General features: G+C 70.4%; 19 protein-coding genes. 11 read left to right on the plus strand and 8 right to left on the minus strand.

The genetic code is table 11. The annotated features are described in order from the left end of the window. Positions 1 to 5: 5 nt before the first annotated feature. Positions 6 to 635, minus strand: a complete 630-nt coding sequence (locus ACZ5GP_RS30535; protein WP_468753928.1) for an alpha-ketoglutarate-dependent dioxygenase AlkB — start codon at positions 633 to 635, stop codon at positions 6 to 8. 282 nt (positions 636 to 917) lie between these two features. Here ACZ5GP_RS30535 and gcl point away from each other — a divergent pair, with 282 nt between their 5' ends. Together gcl and ACZ5GP_RS30545 are read left to right on the plus strand one after the other, a co-directional pair. Continuing rightward, entirely contained in the window at positions 918 to 2696 is a 1779-nt protein-coding gene (gene gcl / locus ACZ5GP_RS30540; protein ID WP_468754030.1) for a glyoxylate carboligase, read from the plus strand. A 134-nt stretch (positions 2697 to 2830) separates the two neighbouring features. After that, a complete protein-coding gene (locus ACZ5GP_RS30545; protein WP_468753929.1) occupies positions 2831 to 3205 on the plus strand; it encodes a MerR family transcriptional regulator in 375 nt (124 codons plus the stop codon). Between the two features lie 425 nt (positions 3206 to 3630). Here the strand turns inward: ACZ5GP_RS30545 and ACZ5GP_RS30550 are convergent, their stop codons facing one another. The 3 genes from ACZ5GP_RS30550 to ACZ5GP_RS30560 all read right to left on the minus strand — a co-directional run bounded on the left by ACZ5GP_RS30550 (position 3631) and on the right by ACZ5GP_RS30560 (position 7070). Continuing rightward, entirely contained in the window at positions 3631 to 5088 is a 1458-nt protein-coding gene (locus tag ACZ5GP_RS30550) for a catalase (RefSeq protein WP_468753930.1), read from the minus strand. A 174-nt stretch (positions 5089 to 5262) separates the two neighbouring features. Then, the gene (locus tag ACZ5GP_RS30555; RefSeq protein ID WP_468753931.1) at positions 5263 to 6153 is read right to left on the minus strand and encodes a 2-hydroxy-3-oxopropionate reductase; all 891 of its coding nucleotides are present in this window, start codon (positions 6151 to 6153) and stop codon (positions 5263 to 5265) included. 89 nt (positions 6154 to 6242) lie between these two features. Further along, on the minus strand, positions 6243 to 7070 hold the full coding sequence (locus ACZ5GP_RS30560; protein ID WP_468753932.1) for a TIM barrel protein: 828 nt from the start codon (positions 7068 to 7070) through the stop codon (positions 6243 to 6245). A gap of 125 nt (positions 7071 to 7195) precedes the next feature. Between ACZ5GP_RS30560 and ACZ5GP_RS30565 the strand changes: the two genes are divergently transcribed. The 9 genes from ACZ5GP_RS30565 (at position 7196) to ACZ5GP_RS30605 (ending at position 15617) form a co-directional block, all read left to right on the plus strand. Next, positions 7196 to 7492, plus strand: a complete 297-nt coding sequence (locus ACZ5GP_RS30565) for a YkoF family thiamine-binding protein (RefSeq protein WP_468753933.1) — start codon at positions 7196 to 7198, stop codon at positions 7490 to 7492. Then, positions 7489 to 7866: a helix-turn-helix domain-containing protein gene (locus tag ACZ5GP_RS30570; RefSeq protein ID WP_358696662.1), complete on the plus strand. Its 378-nt coding sequence runs from the start codon at positions 7489 to 7491 to the stop codon at positions 7864 to 7866. Before ACZ5GP_RS30565 ends, ACZ5GP_RS30570 begins: the two co-directional genes overlap by 4 nt. 179 nt (positions 7867 to 8045) lie before the next feature. Next, entirely contained in the window at positions 8046 to 8558 is a 513-nt protein-coding gene (gene uraD, locus ACZ5GP_RS30575; RefSeq protein WP_468753934.1) for a 2-oxo-4-hydroxy-4-carboxy-5-ureidoimidazoline decarboxylase, read from the plus strand. Then, on the plus strand, positions 8555 to 8974 hold the full coding sequence (gene uraH / locus ACZ5GP_RS30580; protein WP_468753935.1) for a hydroxyisourate hydrolase: 420 nt from the start codon (positions 8555 to 8557) through the stop codon (positions 8972 to 8974). Before uraD ends, uraH begins: the two co-directional genes overlap by 4 nt. Positions 8975 to 8979: 5 nt before the next feature. Next, positions 8980 to 9903, plus strand: a complete 924-nt coding sequence (gene pucL / locus ACZ5GP_RS30585) for a factor-independent urate hydroxylase (protein ID WP_358580249.1) — start codon at positions 8980 to 8982, stop codon at positions 9901 to 9903. Between the two features lie 64 nt (positions 9904 to 9967). Then, a complete protein-coding gene (locus tag ACZ5GP_RS30590) occupies positions 9968 to 11386 on the plus strand; it encodes a nucleobase:cation symporter-2 family protein (RefSeq protein WP_468753936.1) in 1419 nt (472 codons plus the stop codon). A gap of 42 nt (positions 11387 to 11428) precedes the next feature. Next, positions 11429 to 12811, plus strand: coding sequence for an 8-oxoguanine deaminase (locus ACZ5GP_RS30595; protein WP_468753937.1), 1383 nt, complete (start codon positions 11429 to 11431; stop codon positions 12809 to 12811). A 233-nt stretch (positions 12812 to 13044) separates the two neighbouring features. Then, positions 13045 to 14505, plus strand: a complete 1461-nt coding sequence (locus tag ACZ5GP_RS30600; protein WP_468753938.1) for a nucleobase:cation symporter-2 family protein — start codon at positions 13045 to 13047, stop codon at positions 14503 to 14505. A gap of 170 nt (positions 14506 to 14675) precedes the next feature. Then, the gene (locus ACZ5GP_RS30605; RefSeq protein WP_468753939.1) at positions 14676 to 15617 is read left to right on the plus strand and encodes a Vgb family protein; all 942 of its coding nucleotides are present in this window, start codon (positions 14676 to 14678) and stop codon (positions 15615 to 15617) included. On the opposite strand, the gene ACZ5GP_RS30610 is transcribed toward ACZ5GP_RS30605, so the two are convergent. The 4 genes from ACZ5GP_RS30610 to ACZ5GP_RS30625 all read right to left on the minus strand — a co-directional run bounded on the left by ACZ5GP_RS30610 (position 15593) and on the right by ACZ5GP_RS30625 (position 19189). After that, positions 15593 to 16666 carry an extracellular catalytic domain type 2 short-chain-length polyhydroxyalkanoate depolymerase gene (locus ACZ5GP_RS30610; protein ID WP_468753940.1) on the minus strand — a complete coding sequence of 358 codons (1074 nt, stop codon included), beginning with the start codon at positions 16664 to 16666 and terminating at the stop codon, positions 15593 to 15595. The genes ACZ5GP_RS30605 and ACZ5GP_RS30610 overlap by 25 nt on opposite strands. Positions 16667 to 16952: 286 nt before the next feature. Beyond that, on the minus strand, positions 16953 to 17738 hold the full coding sequence (locus tag ACZ5GP_RS30615) for a cytochrome c oxidase assembly protein (protein ID WP_468753941.1): 786 nt from the start codon (positions 17736 to 17738) through the stop codon (positions 16953 to 16955). Further along, the gene (locus ACZ5GP_RS30620; protein ID WP_468753942.1) at positions 17735 to 18214 is read right to left on the minus strand and encodes a DUF2243 domain-containing protein; all 480 of its coding nucleotides are present in this window, start codon (positions 18212 to 18214) and stop codon (positions 17735 to 17737) included. The genes ACZ5GP_RS30615 and ACZ5GP_RS30620 overlap by 4 nt, the downstream gene beginning before the upstream one ends. A gap of 111 nt (positions 18215 to 18325) precedes the next feature. Beyond that, positions 18326 to 19189 (minus strand): chitosanase, encoded by an 864-nt coding sequence (locus tag ACZ5GP_RS30625; RefSeq protein WP_468753943.1) that lies wholly within the window; start codon positions 19187 to 19189, stop codon positions 18326 to 18328. Positions 19190 to 19465: the final 276 nt, after the last annotated feature.

Consider the following 19465-nt stretch of genomic DNA (forward strand, 5'->3'; position numbering starts at 1 on the left):
GGCGGTCAGCGCACTCCGCGCGGGCGGAACTGGACGCTGATGCGGCCCCCGGTGGCCCGGGCCGACTTGGGGACGGCGTGTTCCCAGGTCCGCTGGCACGAGCCGCCCATCACGATCAGATCGCCGTGCCCGAGCGGGTGGCGGACCGTCCGGCCGCCGCCGCGCGGGCGCAGCAGCAGGTCGCGGGGTGCGCCCACGGAGAGGATGGCGACCATCGTGTTCTCGCGGGCGCCCCGGCCGATGCGGTCGCCGTGCCAGGCCACGCTGTCGCGCCCGTCGCGGTAGTGGCACAGGCCGGCCGTCGTGAACTCCTCGCCGAGCTCGGCGGCGTAGTGCGCGGACAGGGCCCGGCGCGCCTCGTCCAGTACGGGGTGGGGCAGCGGTTCACCGGCGCGGTAGAAGGCGAGCAGGCGCGGTACGTCCACGACCCGCTCGTACATCTGCCGGCGTTCGGCCTGCCAGGGGACGTCCCTGGCGAGGTGTTCGAACAGGGCGTCGGCGCCGGTGAGCCAGCCCGGCAGCAGGTCGAGCCACGCGCCGTCGCCGAGGACCGTCCTGCGGACTCCGGCGAGGGAGCGCAGGCGCGGGTCGTCGCTCTGATCGAAGAGCGACCCTTGGAGCTGGTTCCGTGCCATGGGCCCAGCGTACCGCCCATTCGAACATCTGTGCCAATGATGGGACCGGGTCGGGGTGCGACTCGGGTCGCCACCCTCCTCCCGCGCCGTCCGGCCGGATCGCGGACGTCCCTTGACGGTCGCCGACGCGCCCGCATACATTGCTTCCATATAGCAGAACATTCTTTCCACGATGCGGAAAAAGTGCTCACCGCGGGGCGCGACGGGAGCCGGATCCGCCCGCCGTATCCGGCAGCCGAAAAGCTGTCGTAGCTGTCGAAGCAGGAGAACCCCATGGCTCGTATGACCGCTGCCCGCGCGGCAGTTGAGATCCTCAAGCGCGAGGGCGTCGTCAACGCGTTCGGTGTGCCCGGCGCCGCGATCAACCCCTTCTACAAGGCGCTCAAGGAGGGCGGTGGCATCGACCACACCCTCGCGCGGCACGTCGAGGGCGCCTCGCACATGGCCGAGGGCTACACCCGGACCAACCCGGGCAACATCGGCGTCTGCATCGGCACCTCGGGCCCGGCCGGCACCGACATGATCACCGGCCTGTACTCCGCGACCGGCGACTCCATCCCGATCCTGTGCATCACCGGCCAGGCACCCAGCCACCTCCTGGCCAAGGAGGACTTCCAGGCCGTCGACATCGCCTCGATCGCCAAGCCGGTCACCAAGATGGCCGTCACCGTCCTGGAGGCCGCGCAGGTCCCCGGCGTCTTCCAGCAGGCCTTCCACCTGATGCGCTCCGGCCGTCCCGGCCCGGTCCTCATCGACCTGCCCATCGACGTCCAGCAGACCGAGATCGAGTTCGACCCGGACACCTACGAGCCGCTGCCGGTCTACAAGCCGGCCGCGACCCGCGCCCAGATCGAGAAGGCCATCGGCTTCCTCCTGGAGTCCGAGCGGCCGCTGATCGTCGCGGGCGGCGGCATCATCAACGCCGACGCCTCCGACCTCCTGGTCGAGTTCGCCGAGATCACCGACACGCCGGTCGTGCCCACCCTGATGGGCTGGGGCACCATCCCCGACGACCACGAGCTGAACGCCGGCATGGTCGGCCAGCAGACCGGCCACCGCTACGGCAACGCGACGTTCCTGGAGTCGGACTTCGTCCTCGGCATCGGCAACCGCTGGGCCAACCGCCACACCGGCTACAAGCTGGACGTCTACACCCAGGGCCGCACGTTCGTCCACGTCGACATCGAGCCGACCCAGATCGGCAAGATCTTCGCTCCCGACTACGGCATCGCGTCGGACGCCAAGGCCGCGCTGGAACTGTTCGTGGAGGTGGCCAAGGAGCTGAAGGCCGCGGGCAAGCTGCCCGACCGCTCGGCGTGGGTCGCCTCCCACCTGGAGCGCAAGTCCACGCTCCAGCGCCGCACGCACTTCGACAACGTGCCGATGAAGCCGCAGCGCGTGTACGAGGAGATGAACAGGGCCTTCGGCCCCGAGACGCGGTACGTGACGACGATCGGCCTCTCGCAGATCGCCGGCGCCCAGATGCTGCACGTCTACCGGCCGCGCCACTGGATCAACTGCGGCCAGGCGGGCCCCCTCGGCTGGACCATCCCGGCCGCGCTCGGCGTCGCCAAGGCCGACCCCCAGTCGCCCGTCGTCGCGCTCTCCGGCGACTACGACTTCCAGTTCATGATCGAGGAGTTGGCGGTCGGCGCGCAGCACCGCATCCCCTACGTCCACGTCCTGGTCAACAACGCCTACCTGGGCCTGATCCGCCAGGCCCAGATCGGCCTGGACATCAACTTCCAGGTCAACCTGGAGTTCGAGAACCAGAACTCCCCGGAGCTGGGCGTCTACGGCGTCGACCACGTCAAGGTCGCCGAGGGCCTCGGCTGCAAGGCGATCCGGGTCACCGAGCCCGACGAGCTGCTGCCGGCCTTCGAGCAGGCCAAGAAGCTCGCGGCCGAACACCGCGTGCCGGTGGTCGTCGAGGCGATCCTGGAGCGCATCACGAACATCTCGATGAGCCCGACCGCGGACATCAGCGCGGTCAAGGAGTTCGAGGAGATCGCGACCGAGCCGGGCCACGCGCCGACGGCCATCCGCCCGCTGAAGGTCTGACGCGCGGCGGAGCACCGACAGGGGCGGTCCACCCGAGGGGGGTGGACCGCCCCTTTGGCGCGCCCGGCCGCGAGAGGCCCGGGCGACGTCGACGTCAGAGGCAAGTAGTGTGGTCCGGCTCATATCGGAGCGGCATGATGCGTATCGGCGAGCTCGCCGCCAGGACAGGCGTCAGCGTGCGGGCGCTGCGCTACTACGAGGAACAGAACCTGCTCGCCGCACGGCGCAGCCCCAGCGGCCGGCGGCAGCACGCGGACAGCGCGGTCGACCGCGTCCAGCTGGTCCAGCAGTGGTACGCCGCCGGGCTGCCGAGCAGGTCGATCGCGGATCTGCTGCCGTGCGTCGTGAACGGTGAGGCCACGCCGGAGCTGCTCGACCGGCTTTCCGCGGAGCGGGCTCGCATCGACAGCAGGATCGGCGATCTGGTGGAGGCCCGGGACAGGCTGGACACCGTCATCGCCGCCGCCACGGCGAACCGGCGAACAGGCCGACGCTGCCGACTCCCCTGATCGGCGTGCCGGGCCCGGGCGCATGCGCGCACGCGAAAGAGCGCCGAGTACGGGACCGTCCGTACCCGGCGCTCCGGCCGTGGGATGTGCGGTTGTGCCCGCCCGACGGCGCGCGACTGGCGAAACATGCATACGTGCTGCCGGGCGGAGTCCATGGGCCTCACGTCGAGGCGCCCCCGTGCCGGGCTGCCGCACGGGGGAGTCGGGGCCGCGGCGGATGCGACGGGCCGGGGTGTCCCTCTTCTCAGGTCGAGAGGGAAGCCACCGGACCTTGACCACCGCACTGGCTCGCAGAGCCGCCGCGGACCGTGCCCGCCCGCGTCACGTACCACCCCTCATCCGGGTCCGTGACGGCGGTGCGGGCTCAGCGCCGCCGAGTCGACCTCCCGTCAACTCACCGGCGCAGCCTGAGAAATGTGGCTGGCTCAGTCCTCGCGCAGGGCGCGGACGGCCTCCTCGACGCGCTTGCCGTAGTCGGCGTCGGCGGCGTGGAAGTGGGCGAGGTTCTTCTCGATGACGTCGTCGCGGGAGACCTGCGAGAGGCCACCGGCGATGTTCGCCACCAGGCGCGACTTCTCGTCCTCGGACATCAGCCGGTACAGCTCACCGGCCTGGAAGAAGTCGTCGTCCTTGGCGTGGGTCGGGGCGGTGTGCGTGCCCGTGTAACCGGCGACCGCGATCGGCGCGGACAGCGGCTGACCGGTCTCGGCGGGCCCGTCGTACGAGTTGGGCTCGTAGTTCTTGCGGTCGCGGCCGTAGGGATTGGACGCCATCAGGCCGTCGCGGCCGTAGTTGTCGGCCTTGGCCGCCTTGGGGGCGTTCACCGCGAGCTGGGTGTGGTTGACGCCCAGGCGGTAGCGGTGCGCGTCGGCGTAGGCGAACAGGCGGCCCTGGAGCATCTTGTCGGGCGAGGGGCCGATGCCCGGCACGAAGTTGTTCGGGGAGAACGCGGCCTGCTCGACCTCGGCGAAGACGTTGTCCGGGTTGCGGTCGAGGACCAGGCGGCCCACGCGCTGGAGCGGGTAGTCCTTGTGCGGCCACACCTTGGTGAGGTCGAACGGGTTGAAGCGGTAGTCCGCCGCCTCGGACGCGGGCATGATCTGCACGTGCAGCGTCCAGGAGGGGTTGACGCCCCGCTCGATCGCCTGGAGCAGGTCGGTCTGGTGCGAGTTGGCGTCCTTGCCGACCAGCTCGGCGGCCTGCTCGCTGGACAGGGAGCGGACGCCCTGGTTCGTCTTGAAGTGGTACTTGACGAAGAAGGCCTCGCCCTTGGCGTTCGTCCACTGGTAGGTGTGCGAGCCGTAGCCGTTCATGTGGCGGTACGAGGCGGGGATGCCGCGGTCGCCCATCAGCCAGGTGACCTGGTGCGTGGCCTCGGGGGAGTGCGCCCAGAAGTCCCAGACGTTGTCCGGCTCCTGCTTGCCCGTGAAGGGGTCGCGCTTCTGGGAGTGGATGAAGTCGGGGAACTTGATGGGGTCCTTGATGAAGAACACCGGGGTGTTGTTGCCGACGAGGTCGTAGTTGCCCTCTTCGGTGTAGAACTTCACCGCGAAACCGCGCGGGTCGCGGACCGCGTCCGCACCGCCGAGGTTGTCGGCCACGGTGGAGAAGCGCAGGAACAGTTCGGTGCGCTTGCCGACCTCGCTCAGGAAGTCGGCGTGGGTGAAGCCGGTGACGTCGTCGGTCACCTCGAAGTACCCGTACGCGCCGGAGCCCCGGGCGTGGACGACGCGCTCCGGGATGCGCTCACGGTTGAAGCGGGCCAGCTTCTCCAGGAGGTGCTGGTCCTGGAGCAGGATGGGGCCACCGACGCCGGCGGTGGCGGAGTTCTGGTTGTCGGCGACCGGGGCGCCGGACTCGGTCGTAAGCACGCGCTTCGACATGGTGACCTTCCGTGCTGTGACTGCTGAGGTGCTCGGAGCGTAAGGAGCCCTGAACTGCTACGTCAACAGTTTGTTGAATTTGTGGTCGTGGTTCCGGGCCGCGGCGGCGCCTGGGCGCGACAGGACAGGTGTCAGCGCCGCCGCGGCCCGGAAGTCTCAAAGGGGCCCGGGGACTTAGAGCTCGGCGCCCGACAGGCGCTCGACGGCGCGCAGCAGGGCGGAGTGGTCGAGGCCGCCGTCACCCTGCGCGCGCAGCGAGGCGACGAGCTGGGCGACGACCGCGCCGACGGGCAGGGCGGCGCCCACGTTGCGGGCGGCGTCGGTGACGATGCCCATGTCCTTGTGGTGCAGGTCGATCCGGAAGCCGGGCTTGAAGTCCCGGTTCAGGAAGTTGTCCTTCTTGCGGGTCAGCACGGTCGAACCGGCGAGGCCGCCGTTCAGGACGTCGAGCGCGGCTGTCAGGTCCACGCCGGACTTCTCCAGGAAGACCACGGCCTCGGCGCACGCCTGGATGTTGACGGCGACGATGAGCTGGTTGGCGGCCTTCACGGTCTGACCGGAGCCGTGCGGACCGCACAGCACGATGGTCTTGCCGAGGGCCTCCAGGAGCGGCTTGGCCTCGTCGAAGTCGGCCTGCTCACCGCCGACCATGATGGACAGGACGGCCTCGATCGCGCCCGCCTCGCCACCGGAGACCGGGGCGTCCAGGACGCGCAGGCCCTTCTCCTTGCCGGCCTTGGCCAGGTCCACGGAGGTCTGCGGCGTGATCGAGGACATGTCGACGATCAGCGCGCCCGACCGCGCGTTCTCCAGGATGCCGTCCGGGCCGTACGCGATGGCCTCGACCTGCGGGGAGGCGGGCACCATCGTGACGATGACGTCGGCGTCCCGCACGGCCTCGGCGATGGACTTCGCGGCGGTGCCGCCGGCGGCCGAGAGCCGGTCCAGCTTGTCCTGCTCCAGGGTGTAGCCGGTGACGGAGTAACCCGCCTTGATCAGGTTCTCGGACATGGGGGAGCCCATGATGCCGAGCCCGATCCACGCGACCTTGGGAAGGTTGCTCATGAGGGTGCCTTTCTGACTGCGGTGTTTCGACGAGGAGGTGACGCGGGGCAACGGGTGGTGGGTGGGAGAGCATCGCCGCGAAGCGGCGCCTAGTCCCGCCCCGACAGCCAGCCGAAGGACTCCCCGCTGGGACGCTCGCCGGCCTTGTACTCCAGGCCGACCCACCCCTCGTAGCCCGCGGCACGCAGCTGGTCGAGCAGAGCCTCCAGCGGCAGCGCCCCCGTACCCGGCGCCCCCCGTCCGGGGTTGTCCGCGATCTGCACATGGCCCGTCTTCGCGGCGTACCGCGAGATGACGGCCGGCAGGTCCTCCCCGTTCATGGACAGGTGGTACAGGTCCATGAGGAACTTCGCGTTGCCGAGCCCGGTCGCCGCGTTCACCTTGTCCACCACGGCGACCGCCGCGGGGGCGCTCACGAGGGGGCACTTCGGCGACTCGGGCGCGTTGAGCGCCTCGATGAGCAGGATCGCTCCGACGCGGTCGGCCTCGCGGGCGGCGAGCACCAGGTTCTCCAGCGCGAGTTCGTCCTGGACGGCCGGGTCCACGCCGTCGACGCGGTTGCCGTAGAGCGCGTTGAGCGCCGTGCAGCCGAGCGACTGCGCGAAGTCGGCGGCCACCGCGAGGTTCGCGCGGAACTTGTCGCTCTCCTCGCCGGGGATCGACAGGGCGCCGCGGTCGGGGCCGGGCAGCTGTCCGGCGTAGAAGTTCAGACCCACCAGTTGCACGCCCGCGTCCTCGATCGCCTTTTTCAGGGCGTCGAGCTCGGACTGCTCGGGGGTGGGGGCGTCGACCCAGGGCCACCACAGCTCGACCGCGCCGAAGCCTGCCTTCGCGGCGGCCGCGGGGCGCTCCAGGAGCGGGAGCTCGGTGAAGAGGATCGACAGGTTCACATCGAAGCGCTGGTCGGAGTATCCCATGGGGCTTCCGCGCTCCTTCCGTATTGCGGAAGTTCATTTCTGTCTGGTGGAAGACTGCCTCCGATCCGCGGAAGCTGTCAAGAGGGGACTGCCGAAAAATCGACCGGCGGCAGTAGGTTGGCCGCGTGCGATTGAGAGTGGAGTTCACGACCGAACCCTTCGATCTCGAGGAGGCCCCGCCGCATGCGCTGGTGGCCCGCGAGGTCATCCAGGGGGCCCCGCTGGACGCGGTCGACGTAGGCCCGTTCGGCAACACCGCCGAGGGCGACGCCGACGCGGTCCTGACCGCCGTCGACGCGATGCTGCGCCGCTCCCTCGGGGCGGGCGCCACCCGGGTCTCGCTCCAGGTCAACGTGATCGGCGAACCGGGGGAGCCCGGCCGGCCGGCGGGCCCGGGAGTGTCGGGGGAGGCGGATAAGTGACCGCGTTCGGGGATGACCCCTTCGCCGCCGCGGTCAAGCCGCTGGTGGACGCCATGGGCGGCGAGATGCTGCCGCCGGACCAGGCGGGGACCGACGACGTGGTCCTGGCCTGGGAGGGCGAGGACGTGGTGGCCGTGCGGCTGCCTCAGCTCGCCGACTCCCTGGACCACATCCTGCTCGCCCTGGAGCGCAAGCGGGGCAGGCCACTCGCCGAGCTGGACCGCAAGGCGAAGCAGGAGGTCGTACGAATCCTGGAGGCGCGCGGCGCGTTCGCCGTCCGTCACGGCGTCGAGACGGTGGCGAGCGCCCTAGGCGTGTCGCGTTTTACCGTATACAACTACCTGAACAGGGAAAACGCCGCCAAGGGCGAATAGTCCCCCCGGGTCCGGGGGCGTCACGCCCGCCGTATTCTCACGTAGCGCATCCGAGCCGTCACCCGAATCGCCGGGTGACGGCTTCTTTGTTCAACTTATTTCAACAAAGTGTTGACGCTGCGTTGTCGAAGGTCTTAGCTGTTCCGCAGCCCGTCCAGCACAAGGCCACGGAGGCTCCCGTGACTTCGAATACGACGCCGGGTCTCACCCGGTTCAACGCCTTGGAGGAGGCCGCGGCCACCGCCGCCCTCCACGAGGCCTGTGCCTCTTCGGCCTGGGGGAGCAAGCTGCTCTCCCGGCGCCCCTACGCCACCGTCGAAGCCCTCTTCGCCGCGAGCGACGCCGTGATGGCCGAGCTGAGCGCGGAGGATCTGGCCGAGGCCATGGCGGGGCACCCGCCGATCGGCCGCCCGAAGCCCGGGGACCCCACCTCGTCCCGCGAACAGCGGGGCATGGCGGGAGCCTCCGAGGAACTCAAGGCCGAGATGCTCGAACTGAACCTGGCCTACCAGGAGAAGTTCGGCCACGTCTTTTTGATCTGCGCCACCGGCCGCACCGGTGAGCAGATGCGGGACGCGGTCAAGGAACGGATCGGCAACTCGCCCGAACAGGAGCGGGAGATCGTCCGCACCGAACTGGGCAAGATCAACCGCATCCGTCTGACCCGCCTCCTGGAAGAGGAAGCCGCATGAGCACGCAACCCGCCGACGACACCGCGTCGGTGTCCACGCACATCCTGGACACCAGCGTCGGCCGCCCCGCCGAGGGCGTCGCCGTCTCCCTGTCCGCCCGCAGCGGCCCGGGCGAGCGGTGGGAGGCGCTCGGCGCGAGCGCGACCGACGCGGACGGGCGCTGCAAGGACCTGCCGGCGCTGCCGGCGGGGACCACGCACGTACGCCTCGACTTCGAGACCGAGGCGTACTTCCTGACCAAGCAGAACAACCAGCAAGCCGAGGCGCAGCAGGACGCCCCCGCGAATCGGGACAGCGGCACGAGCGGAGCGTTCTTCCCGGAGGTGGCGATCACGTTCGCCGTCACGCCGGGCGAGCACTACCACGTACCGCTGCTGCTCAACCCGTTCGGCTACTCCGTTTACCGAGGGAGCTAGCAGACATGCCCACCATTCTGGGACAGAACCAGTACGGCAAGGCTGAGAACCGGGTCGTAAAGATCACGCGGGACGGCGACACCCACCACATCAAGGACCTGAACGTCTCCGTCGCCCTCTCCGGCGACCTGGACGACGTGCACTACTCGGGTTCCAACGCCCACTGCCTGCCGACGGACACCACCAAGAACACGGTGTACGCGTTCGCCAAGGAGTACGGCATCGAGTCGGCCGAGCAGTTCGGCATCCACCTGGCGCGCCACTTCGTGACGTCGCAGGAGCCGATCCACCAGGCGCGCATCCGCATCGAGGAGTACGCCTGGGAGCGCATCGCGACCTCCGACGCCAACTCGAAGTTCATCGGCTCCGACGAGGTGAAGCACTCCTTCGTCCGCCAGGGCCAGGAGACCCGGGTCACCCAGATCACCTACGACGGTGAGAAGTGGGAGGTCATCTCCGGCCTGAAGGACCTGGTCGTGATGAACTCCACCAACTCGGAGTTCTGGGGCTACATCAAGGACAAGTACACGACGCTGAAGGAAGCCTACGACCGCATCCTCGCCACCCAGGTGTCCTCCCGCTGGCGGTTCAACTGGACCGACGACGAGCAGCGGATGCCCCACTGGGAGAAGTCCTACGAGCAGGTCAAGAAGCACATGCTCCAGGCCTTCGCGGAGACGTACTCGCTCTCGCTCCAGCAGACCCTGTACCAGATGGGTTCGCGCATCATCAACAACCGCGCGGAGATCGACGAGGTCCGCTTCTCGCTGCCCAACAAGCACCACTTCCTGGTCGACCTCGAACCGTTCGGGCTGAAGAACGACAACGAGGTCTACTACGCGGCCGACCGCCCCTACGGCCTCATCGAGGCCACTGTCCTGCGGGACGGCGTCGAGCCCAAGATCCCGGTCGACATGACCAACCTCTGACGCGGGACGCGCGCCCCCGCCCTCCCGCAGTGGGCGGGGGCGCGCCACACCGGAGGGAACAGCAATGGCACAGCCTGCAAAAGGGTCGGCAGAAGGCCCGTGTTCCACCCCACCGGCAGGTGACGAGGCATCAACTCCCGACTGTCACCCGGTGGATGAGAAGCTCCACCCCTCGCGGCTCGTCCCCGCCGCACTCCAGCACATCGCCGCCATGTACGCGGGCGTGGTCACCCCTCCGCTCATCATCGGACAGGCGTGCGGCCTGGACACCGTGGCGCAGACCCGGCTGATCGCCGCCGGTCTGCTGATCGCCGGTCTCGCCACCATCCTGCAGACCCTCGGCGTCAAGGGCTTCGTCGGCAACCGCCTGCCCTTCGTGAACGCCGCCTCCTCGGCCGGCATCGCGCCGATCCTCGCCATCGCCGAGACCAATGCCAAGGGCGACCAACTCCCCGCGATCTACGGCGCGGTGATGGTCGCGGGCGTCTTCTGCCTCCTGATCGGCCCCTTCTTCGGCAGGCTGCTGCGCTTCTTCCCGCCGCTGGTCACCGGTGTCGTCATCACACTCATCGGCGTCACCCTGATGCCCGTACCCGTCAAGTGGGCGCAGGGCGGCGACGAGACGAGCCCGGACTTCGGCGACATGAAGTACCTGGCGCTCGCCGCCTTCACGCTCGTCGTCATCCTGCTCTTCCAGCGCTTCGGACGCGGTTTCCTGAGGCAAGTCGCCCTGCTCGCGGGCCTGTTCATCGGTACGCTCGCCGCGATGCCCTTCGGCATGGCCGACTTCACCTCCGTGCGGACCGCGCCGCTGGCCGCGCTGCCCACGCCGTTCGCCGCGGGCGCCCCCCTCTTCCAGCCCGCCGCCATCCTCTCGCTCTGCATCGTCATGCTGGTCCTGATGACCGAGTCGGCGGCCGGCATGCTCGCCCTCGGTGAGATCTGCGAGCGCGAGACGGACGGGAAGACCATCACCCGGGGCCTGCGCACCGACGGCATCGCCACACTCGTCGGCCCCGTCTTCGGCGGCTTCCCGACCTCCGCCTTCGCGCAGAACGTCGGCGTCGTCTCCCTGACCCGGGTCCGCAGCCGCTACGTCGTGGCCGTCGCGGGCGCCACGCTCATCGTGCTCGGCGCCTTCCCCGTCCTCGGCGCCGTCGTCAACGTCGTCCCCATGCCGGTCCTCGGCGGCGCGGGCATCGTCCTCTTCGGCTCCATCGCGGTCAGCGGCATCCGTACGCTCTCCGAGGCGGGCCTGGACGACAGCTCCAACATCATCCTGGTGGCCGTCGCGCTCGGGGCGGGCATCATCCCGCTCGCCGCGCCGACCTTCTACGCCGACTTCCCCGCCTGGGCGCAGACCGTCCTCGGCTCCGGCATCAGCGCGGGCGCGCTCGTCGCGGTCTCGCTCAACCTGTTCTTCCATCACCTCGGCACCCGTGGCGGCGCGCGGAACGCGGCCACGGCACTCAAATCCTCCTAGGGCCATGCCGTGCCCCCTCGCCACTCACCCCAAGGAAGCACCATGGCTCCTTCCGCGGACCGCGTCGTCATCGAGAACGTCGCCATCGCGACGGTCGACGCCGAGGACACCGAGTACGCCTGCGGTCACATCGTCGTCGCGGGCAACACGATCGAGTCCCTCGGCGCGGGCAAGGCGCCGACGGGCCTGGAGAACGTCGTGCGCCGCGTCGACGGCACCGGCCACCTCGCCACCCCCGGCCTGATCAACACCCACCACCACTTCTACCAGTGGATCACCCGGGGCCTGGCCACCGACCACAACCTCTTCGACTGGCTCACGGCGCTGTACCCCACCTGGGCACGCATCGACGAGCGGATGACGTACGCGGCCGCGCGGGGCTCCCTCGCCATGCTGGCCCGCGGCGGCGTCACCACCGCCATGGACCACCACTACGTCTTCCCGCGCGGCGCAGGCGACCTCGCCGGGTCGATCATCCGCGCCGCCTCGGAGCTGGGCGTCCGCTTCACCCTGGCCCGCGGCTCCATGGACCGCGGCGAGAAGGACGGCGGCCTGCCCCCCGACTTCGCCGTGGAGTCCCTGGCAGGCGCCCTCGCCGCGACCGAGGAGACCGTCGACAAGCACCACGACCGGTCCTTCGGCGCGATGACCCAGATCGCCGTCGCGCCCTGCTCGCCATTCTCCGTCTCCACCGAACTCATGCGGCAGGGCGCCGAGTTGGCTCGCCGTCTGGACGTACGACTGCACACCCACGGCAGTGAGACGGTCGAGGAGGAGCAGTTCTGCCACGAGCTGTTCGGCATGGGCCCCACCGACTACTTCGAGTCGACCGGCTGGCTCGGTGACGACGTGTGGATGGCGCACTGCGTCCACATGAACGACTCCGACATCGCCGCGTTCGCCCGTACCGGCACGGGCGTCGCCCACTGCCCGTCCTCCAACGCCCGCCTCGCCGCCGGCATCGCCCGCGTACCCGACATGCTCAGGGCGGGCGTGCCGGTCGGCCTCGGCGTCGACGGCACCGCCTCCAACGAGTCCGGCGAACTCCACACCGAGCTGCGCAACGCCCTGCTGATCAACCGCCTCGGCGCGCACCGCGAAGTAGCCCTGAACACCCGTCAGGCGCTGCGCCTCGGCACCTATGGTGGCGCCCAAGTCCTCGGCCGGGAACGGGAGATCGGCTCCCTGGAGCCCGGCAAGCTCGCCGACCTCGTCCTGTGGAAGACGGACGGCATAGGGCACGCCTCGATAGCCGACCCGGTGGCCGCCCTCGTCCTCGGCGCGCCGGCCCCGGTCACCCTCTCCCTCGTCAACGGCAGCCCGGTCGTGGAGCACGGCCGCCTGCTGCACGCCGACGAGGACGCCATCGCCCGCTCCACGCGGGACGAGGCACGGCGCCTGGCGCGGATCGCCGCCGGGGGCTGAACCCAAGAACTCCGGTCGGGGGGGACGGCCCCCGACCGGACTTGAGCAGCCGAGCGGGCTGCTCAAGTGCCGCCCCGGGAACGTGGCCCAAAGCTTCACGTCCCCGGGGCGGTCAGCACTACCTGGGCGCACGCACCACCCGCACACCGAGCAAGTCCTTGCCCCACGCACCACCTCCCAGAAGCGATGTGCCGGTGTCCAGCCGGTACGGGAAAACAACCGGAGGAGCCACAGTGGCCACTCAGCCCAGGTTCACCAAGCGAGGCAGTACCCCCGACCCCGACCCCGGGGAGGGCTCCATACGAGCGGTCCACCCGGTCGACGAGAAGCTCCCGCCCCTGAAGATGGCGACCACCGGCCTTCAGCACGTGGCCGCCATGTACGCGGGCGTCGTCGCCCCGCCCCTCATCGTCGGCGCCGCCGTCGGCCTCTCCCCGAAGGAACTCACCTTCCTGACCGGCGCGTGTCTGTTCACCGCCGGCCTCGCGACCTTCCTCCAGACCCTCGGCGTCTGGAAGATCGGCGCCCGGCTCCCCTTCGTCAACGGCGTCACCTTCGCCGGGGTCGCGCCCATGCTCGCCGTCGTCGACTCGACGAAGGACAAGGACGACGCGCTCCCCCTCATCTTCGGCGCGGTCATCGTCGCCGGCGTCCTCGGCTTCCTCGCGGCGCCGTTCTTCTCCAAGATGGTCCGGTTCTTCCCACCCGTGGTCACGGGTACGGTCATCACCCTCATCGGCATCTCCCTGATGCCGGTCGCCTTCGGCTGGGCCCAGGGGCCCGTGCCGGGCGCCGACGACTACGGCTCCACCAAGAACCTCGCCCTCGCGGGCGGCACCCTCGTCGTGGTGCTGCTGCTGCGCCGCTTCACCACCGGCTTCGTCAAGCAGATCGCGGTCCTGCTCGGCCTGGTCATCGGCACGCTGATCGCCATCCCGTTCGACGCCACCGACTTCGGCCCCATCGGCGAGGCGGACGTCGTCGGCTTCCCGACGCCCTTCCACTTCGGCGCCCCGCAGTTCGCGGCCGCCGCCATCGTCTCGCTCTGCGTGGTCATGGTCGTCTCGATGACGGAGTCGACGGCGGACATGCTGGCCCTCGGCGAGATCGTGGACCGGCCCGCGGACGAGAGGACCATCGCGGCGGGCCTGCGCGCCGACTGCCTCGGCTCGGCGCTCAGCCCCCTCTTCAACGGCTTCATGTGCAGCGCCTTCGCGCAGAACATCGGCCTGGTCGCGATGACGAAGATCCGCAGCCGCTTCGTGGTGGCCGCGGGCGGCGGCTTCCTCGTCCTGATGGGCCTGTGCCCGATGGCCGCCTCGCTGATCGCGGTCGTGCCGCGTCCGGTGCTCGGCGGCGCCGGCGTCGTGCTCTTCGGCTCGGTCGCCGCGAGCGGCATCCAGACGCTGGTCAAGGCGAACCTGGAGCGGGACAACAACGTCCTGATCGTGGCCGTCTCCCTGGCCGTCGGCCTGATCCCGATCGCGGCGCCGGAGTTCTACCACGCGTTCCCGGAGACCGCGAAGATCATCCTCGACTCGGGCATCTCGACGGGCTGCGTGGCCGCCGTACTCCTGAACCTGGTCTTCAACCACCTCGGCAAGGGCCATGACGACGATGACGTCACGGCGCCGATGGAGCCGGGCGGCGAGATCGCGCAGACGCGGGTGCCGGGACAGGCGGTGGCGCACTGAGTCCCCTTTTACTCCGCGGCCCCAAGGACCGATGGGGCCGAGGACCAGTGGGGTCGGGACGGGGGCCACTGGTGACGGCAGCCGGGGGCCCGCCCCGGTTCCTCCCGGACCGGGGCGGCTGCGAAGCTGGAGCAGTGATCCACGGAACCCGGCTCGTGAAAGGAACCGCCGTGCCCGACAGTTGTGCTCCGCGCGTCAGTGAGATCCGGATCGCCGAGGCGGGGGCGGGCCCGTACGGCATCGCCACCGGCCCCGACGGCGCCCTGTGGCTCACCCTCAACGGGAGCGGCGAGATCGCGCGGCTCACCGTGGCGGGGGAGGTGACCCGGTACGACCTGGGCGCGCCGGAGTGCGGCCCCTCCGTCATCACCGCCGGGCCCGACGGAGCGCTGTGGTTCACCCGCTTGAAGGACCACCGCATCGGCCGCCTCACCGTGGACGGCAGGAGCGAGTCGTACGCCGTGCCGACGCCCGGCAGCGGGCCCTACGGCATCACCGCCGGACCGGACGGTGCGCTGTGGTTCACGGAGTTGAACAGCGACCGCATCGGCCGCGTCACCGTCGAGGGTGAGATCGCCGAGTTCACCCTGCCGGTCGAGGGCGGATACCCCTCGATGATCGCGGCGGGCCCCGACGGCGCGCTGTGGTTCACCCTCAACCAGGCCAACGCGATCGGCCGCATGGAGGTCGACGGCGCGGTGGACCTGCATCCGCTGCCCACCGAGGGGGCCGGACCGGTGGGCATCGCATGCGACGGCGAGGCCCTGTGGTTCGTGGAGATCATGGCCGGGCAGATCGGCAGGATCTCCGTGACCGGCCGGATCGAGGAGTTCCCGCTCCCCGACCGGACCGCCAAGCCGCACGCCGTCGTCGCGGCGGCGACGGGGGACTGCTGGTTCACCGAGTGGGGCGCCAACCGCGTCGGCCGCGTCAGGGCGACGGCCGGTGGGGTGTACGAGATCAGCGAGTACGATCTGCCCTCGCCCGCGTCCGAACCGCACGGCATCACCGTGGGCCCGGACGGCGCGCTCTGGACGGCCCTGGAGACGGGCGCCGTCGCGCGGGTCAGGGCAGGGGGACAGAGCGATCAGGGCGTGCATCCCGGGCAGTAGGGCACGTTCCGGGCACCCGGGGCGCCCAGCCGCCTGACCATGGCGAGGATCGCGGAGATCTGGTGGCCGCCCTTCTCCGCGTACTTGGTGTCACCTCCGTAGCCCCACCAGTTCCAGCAACCGCGTGGATTGTCGGGCGAGGTGGTGGCCTGCGGGTACAGGACGATCATGCGGTTGGTGTCGGCGTACTCGTTCAGGTGGGCCTGGCGCATGAACACGTCCCCGATCTGGCCGTACGTCTGCTGACATCCGTGCAGGGCGACCATGAGGCGGCACGGCCCCCCGGTGCCGGTCGCGCACGCCCTGGGGGTATACGCGAAGCCGTCCTTGCCCATGCTGACGGCGGCGGCGCTGCCGCCCGGGGCGTAGAGGTTCTGGTCGAAACGGGTCAGGGTGCCGTCGAGCGGGGCGGTGGTGGCGGGGCGCGCGGTGGTGCCGAAGAGATGCGTGAGCATGCGGTGCTGAGGATCGTCACCGCAGTTGTTGAGGTAGGGCGACGCGGTGCTCGTGCAGGGCACCTGGCCGAGCGGCGAGACCCAGGCATGGCCCGCCCTGGAGGACGTGTCGTACGCGACGTTCGCACCGAAGTCCCGGTGGTAGGTGGCCAGGTCGTCATTGACCGGTCGGTCGATGGTCCGGTCGGAGCCGCCGTGGTAGAGCCAGACCGGGTCACCCGACAGGTTGGACACGGGGTCGACCCGCCCGGCGGCGGCGCGCTCCCTGGTCTGTTGCTCCAGTTGGGCCGGGGTCTTGCGCGGCATGAACGTGTCCATACAGGCGTACAGGGCGGTGTTGAGACTGCCCTGCGCGCAGTTGTAGGCGCCCGCGCTGAAGATCCCGGCGCCCTGGAAGACGGCGGAGTGGGCCACGTGCAACTGGTCGGCGAGGTAGCCGCCGGACGAGACGCCGGACACGTACGTCGTCGCGATGTCGTACGTGCGCAGCTCGCCGGGCGTCGGAGAGGGGACGGCGGCCGTGGCGCCGGTGGCGCCGCCGACGGCGAGGACGAAAGCGGCGGCGACGGCGAGGAGGGTCTTTCTGTACGCCATGAGGACCTCCGGTTCGGGCGGGGTCCGCCATTGTGAGCCGCTTGCGGCCGGGCGCACGAGGTGGTCCGGGACCACACATCGTCTCGGCGGAGTGTGGCCCCGGACCATGGGTGACGGGGCGTGCCGGAGTGCGGCGGGCAGCTCCGCGCGGAGAAGTGGCCCTGAACGGACAAGTGGTCCTGAGATCGGCCGACCCGGGCCGCCGGACACCTGCGGGAACTTCGTACCGCCCACAGCGGGCCGTGGCTCTCCGTGCTTCCCGGCGAGCGGGCATGGCTGAGGCCGGCTACGGGGCCGGCTGCCGCCGGGCGCGGCCCGTGTCGGCGTACCAGCCGACGGCCAGGACCATGGCGAGGGCGAGTTCGGCGATGTCCCCGCCGTAGTACATCAGTTGGGACCCGGCGTGCAGGTCACCGGGTGTGAAGGTGAAGCCGGGCGGGGGCGTGGCGTACAGGCTCTTGGCGAGGACGGCGTGGGCCCAGGCGGCGGCCAACAGGGTGGCGCCGCGCCAGGCGAGGCTCCAGCGGCGCCGTACGGGATCGAGCTGGCAGACGGCGAAGGTGAACAGCAGCCCGGCGGCCAGGACATGGATCTGGACGGCGGCGCCGAGAAGCGGGCGGTGGTGGGCGGCGTCCATCAGGCCGGTGCGGTACAGCAGCCACAGGCCGCCGATGTCCAGGACGGCGGCCGGCGGCGGGAACAGCAGCCAGGCGGCGGGCCGGGAATGAGCCACGGCCAGCAGGGCCCGACGGGGCGGGGCCCCGCCGGGCAGCGCGCGCAGGATGAGCGTGAGGGGGCGGGCGAGGACCAGCGGCAGCGGGGCGGCCATGGCGACGACGAGGTGCTGGGCCATGTGGGCGGTGAACGCGCCGCCGGGCAGCGGTCCGGTCAGCGCGTACGCCAGGGCCGCGCAGCCGGCGGTGAAGGAGAGGTCCCGGTGGCGGGGCCAGGCATCACCCCGGCGGCGCAGCCGGGCGGCGGTGAGCAGATAGCAGGCGGCGGCCGCCGCCGAGGCCGTGGCGACGAGCGGCCCGAGAGCGCCGGTGCCGGCAGGGGAGTGGGCCTGGATCACGACGCCGTACGGGTCCTGGCACGCGCGGTCAGGGCGACGCCGATGAGGAGCAGGACGAGGCCGGCGATGTTCCAGGCCAGGTCATAGCCGGTGACGTCGACGTCGTAGCGAATCTGGTGCAGGCGCAGCAGCTTGTGGTCCACGATGCCGTCGAAGAGCTGGAAGGCGCCGAGGCCGAGGAAGAGCCCGGCCCGGCCGTGGGCGGGGGCCAGCGCGCGACGCCGGCGCAGATCGGCGTAGAGGACGAACCCGGCGACCAGGGCGAGCAGCTCGAAGGTGTGCAGCAGGCCGTCGGAGAGCAGGCCGATGCCGGAGGTGGAGCGGTCGTAGAAATGGTGCCAGTGCAGGATCTGGTGGAAGACGATCTCGTCCACGGCGGCCATCACGGCCACGCCGATCAGCGCGCACACGGCCAGTGACCGGCCCGCCTGCACGGGACCGACGGAAGGGGCGGGGCGGACCGGTTCGCTGCGCATCGCGACTGACTCCTGGGGGCGGGGTGGTACCCAGGGTGGCACAGGGTGCGCGAGGCGCGCGGGGTGCCCGTCGGGCGTCCCGCGCGCCTTACGCGTCCGGACGGGGTGGGGTCAGCCGATGTGGTACGGGTCGCCGTACACCTTCCAGTCCAGCGGCGGGTCGAGGTTGAGGTTCTTCTTCTTGAGGAACACCCGCTGCGCGGTGTCGACCCGGCTGGTGTCCTCGTGCGCCTCCTCCTGCCTCATCGCCCAGACGCGCGCGTCCAGGAAGGCGTTGAGGTACGCCACCTCGTCACCGCCCTGGGCCGGCGGCTTGGCCGAACGGAGCGCGCGCTTGCGGATGTTGCGGAAGCTGGTGGAGTCGCTGCCGTCGCCGTGCATCACGATGGCGTCGTAGTAGCAGAACTGGCCGAGTGCGCCGATGCCGTCGGCCTTGCCCTGCTTGACGGCGGGGTCGAAGTAGACGCGGTCGCGCTCGTCGTTCTGCGCCTTCTGGAAGGCGGAGTCCTCGGCGGCCTTCGCCCAGTCGCGCGTGAAGTTGGGGTCGAGGCCCTCGTGCGAGTCGGTGCCGTCGACCTCGCGCAGGGCGGGCAGGTACTTGGCGAGGACGTTGCCCGGCTTGCGCCGGGTGTACAGCTCGACCAGGTCCAGCATGTCGCCGGTGCCGGAACAGAAGCCGATGATGCCCGCGGTGTAGCCGCGGCCGTCGTCGATGTCCTCGATGTACCGGTAGTAGTTCTTCCAGTTGAGGTTGGAGTTCTCGGCGCTGCAGACGAGCTTCATGGCGATCTCCTTCTTCGCCGGATCGTCGAGCCCGACGGCCCTGGCCGAGGCCGGGGTCGGGGCCCAGGTGGCGGTCGCCGTCTGCGACACGAGGAGCGGACCGGCCACGGCCGTGGCGCCGATGAAGGCGAGCAGGCTGCGGCGGGAGGTGAGGGGGCGCGAGCGGTGGTGCGGGGAGTGGGGGGTTTCCACGAGGGCCTCCAGAAGGGGGAGTTCGTCGCTCCACGTACTGTTAGGAAGGTTTCCTACCAGAGATTGGGCGTGACGTATACCCGTCAAGCCGGGACGGTGTCCGGGGCGCGGCGGTGGCGGATCCGGGCCGGGCGCGCCGTCGGGCATGTCGGGGAGGATGTCGATGTGGCTATGACCGGATCCGCCGGACGGGCGGCCCTGGCACGGGGTGCCCGTGGACGAGAGGGGAGATGTACATGGTGGCTCACACGCCGGCCGAGCGTGTCCTGGCTCGCT

It is taken from the genome of Streptomyces sp. NPDC031466, from assembly GCF_055581265.1.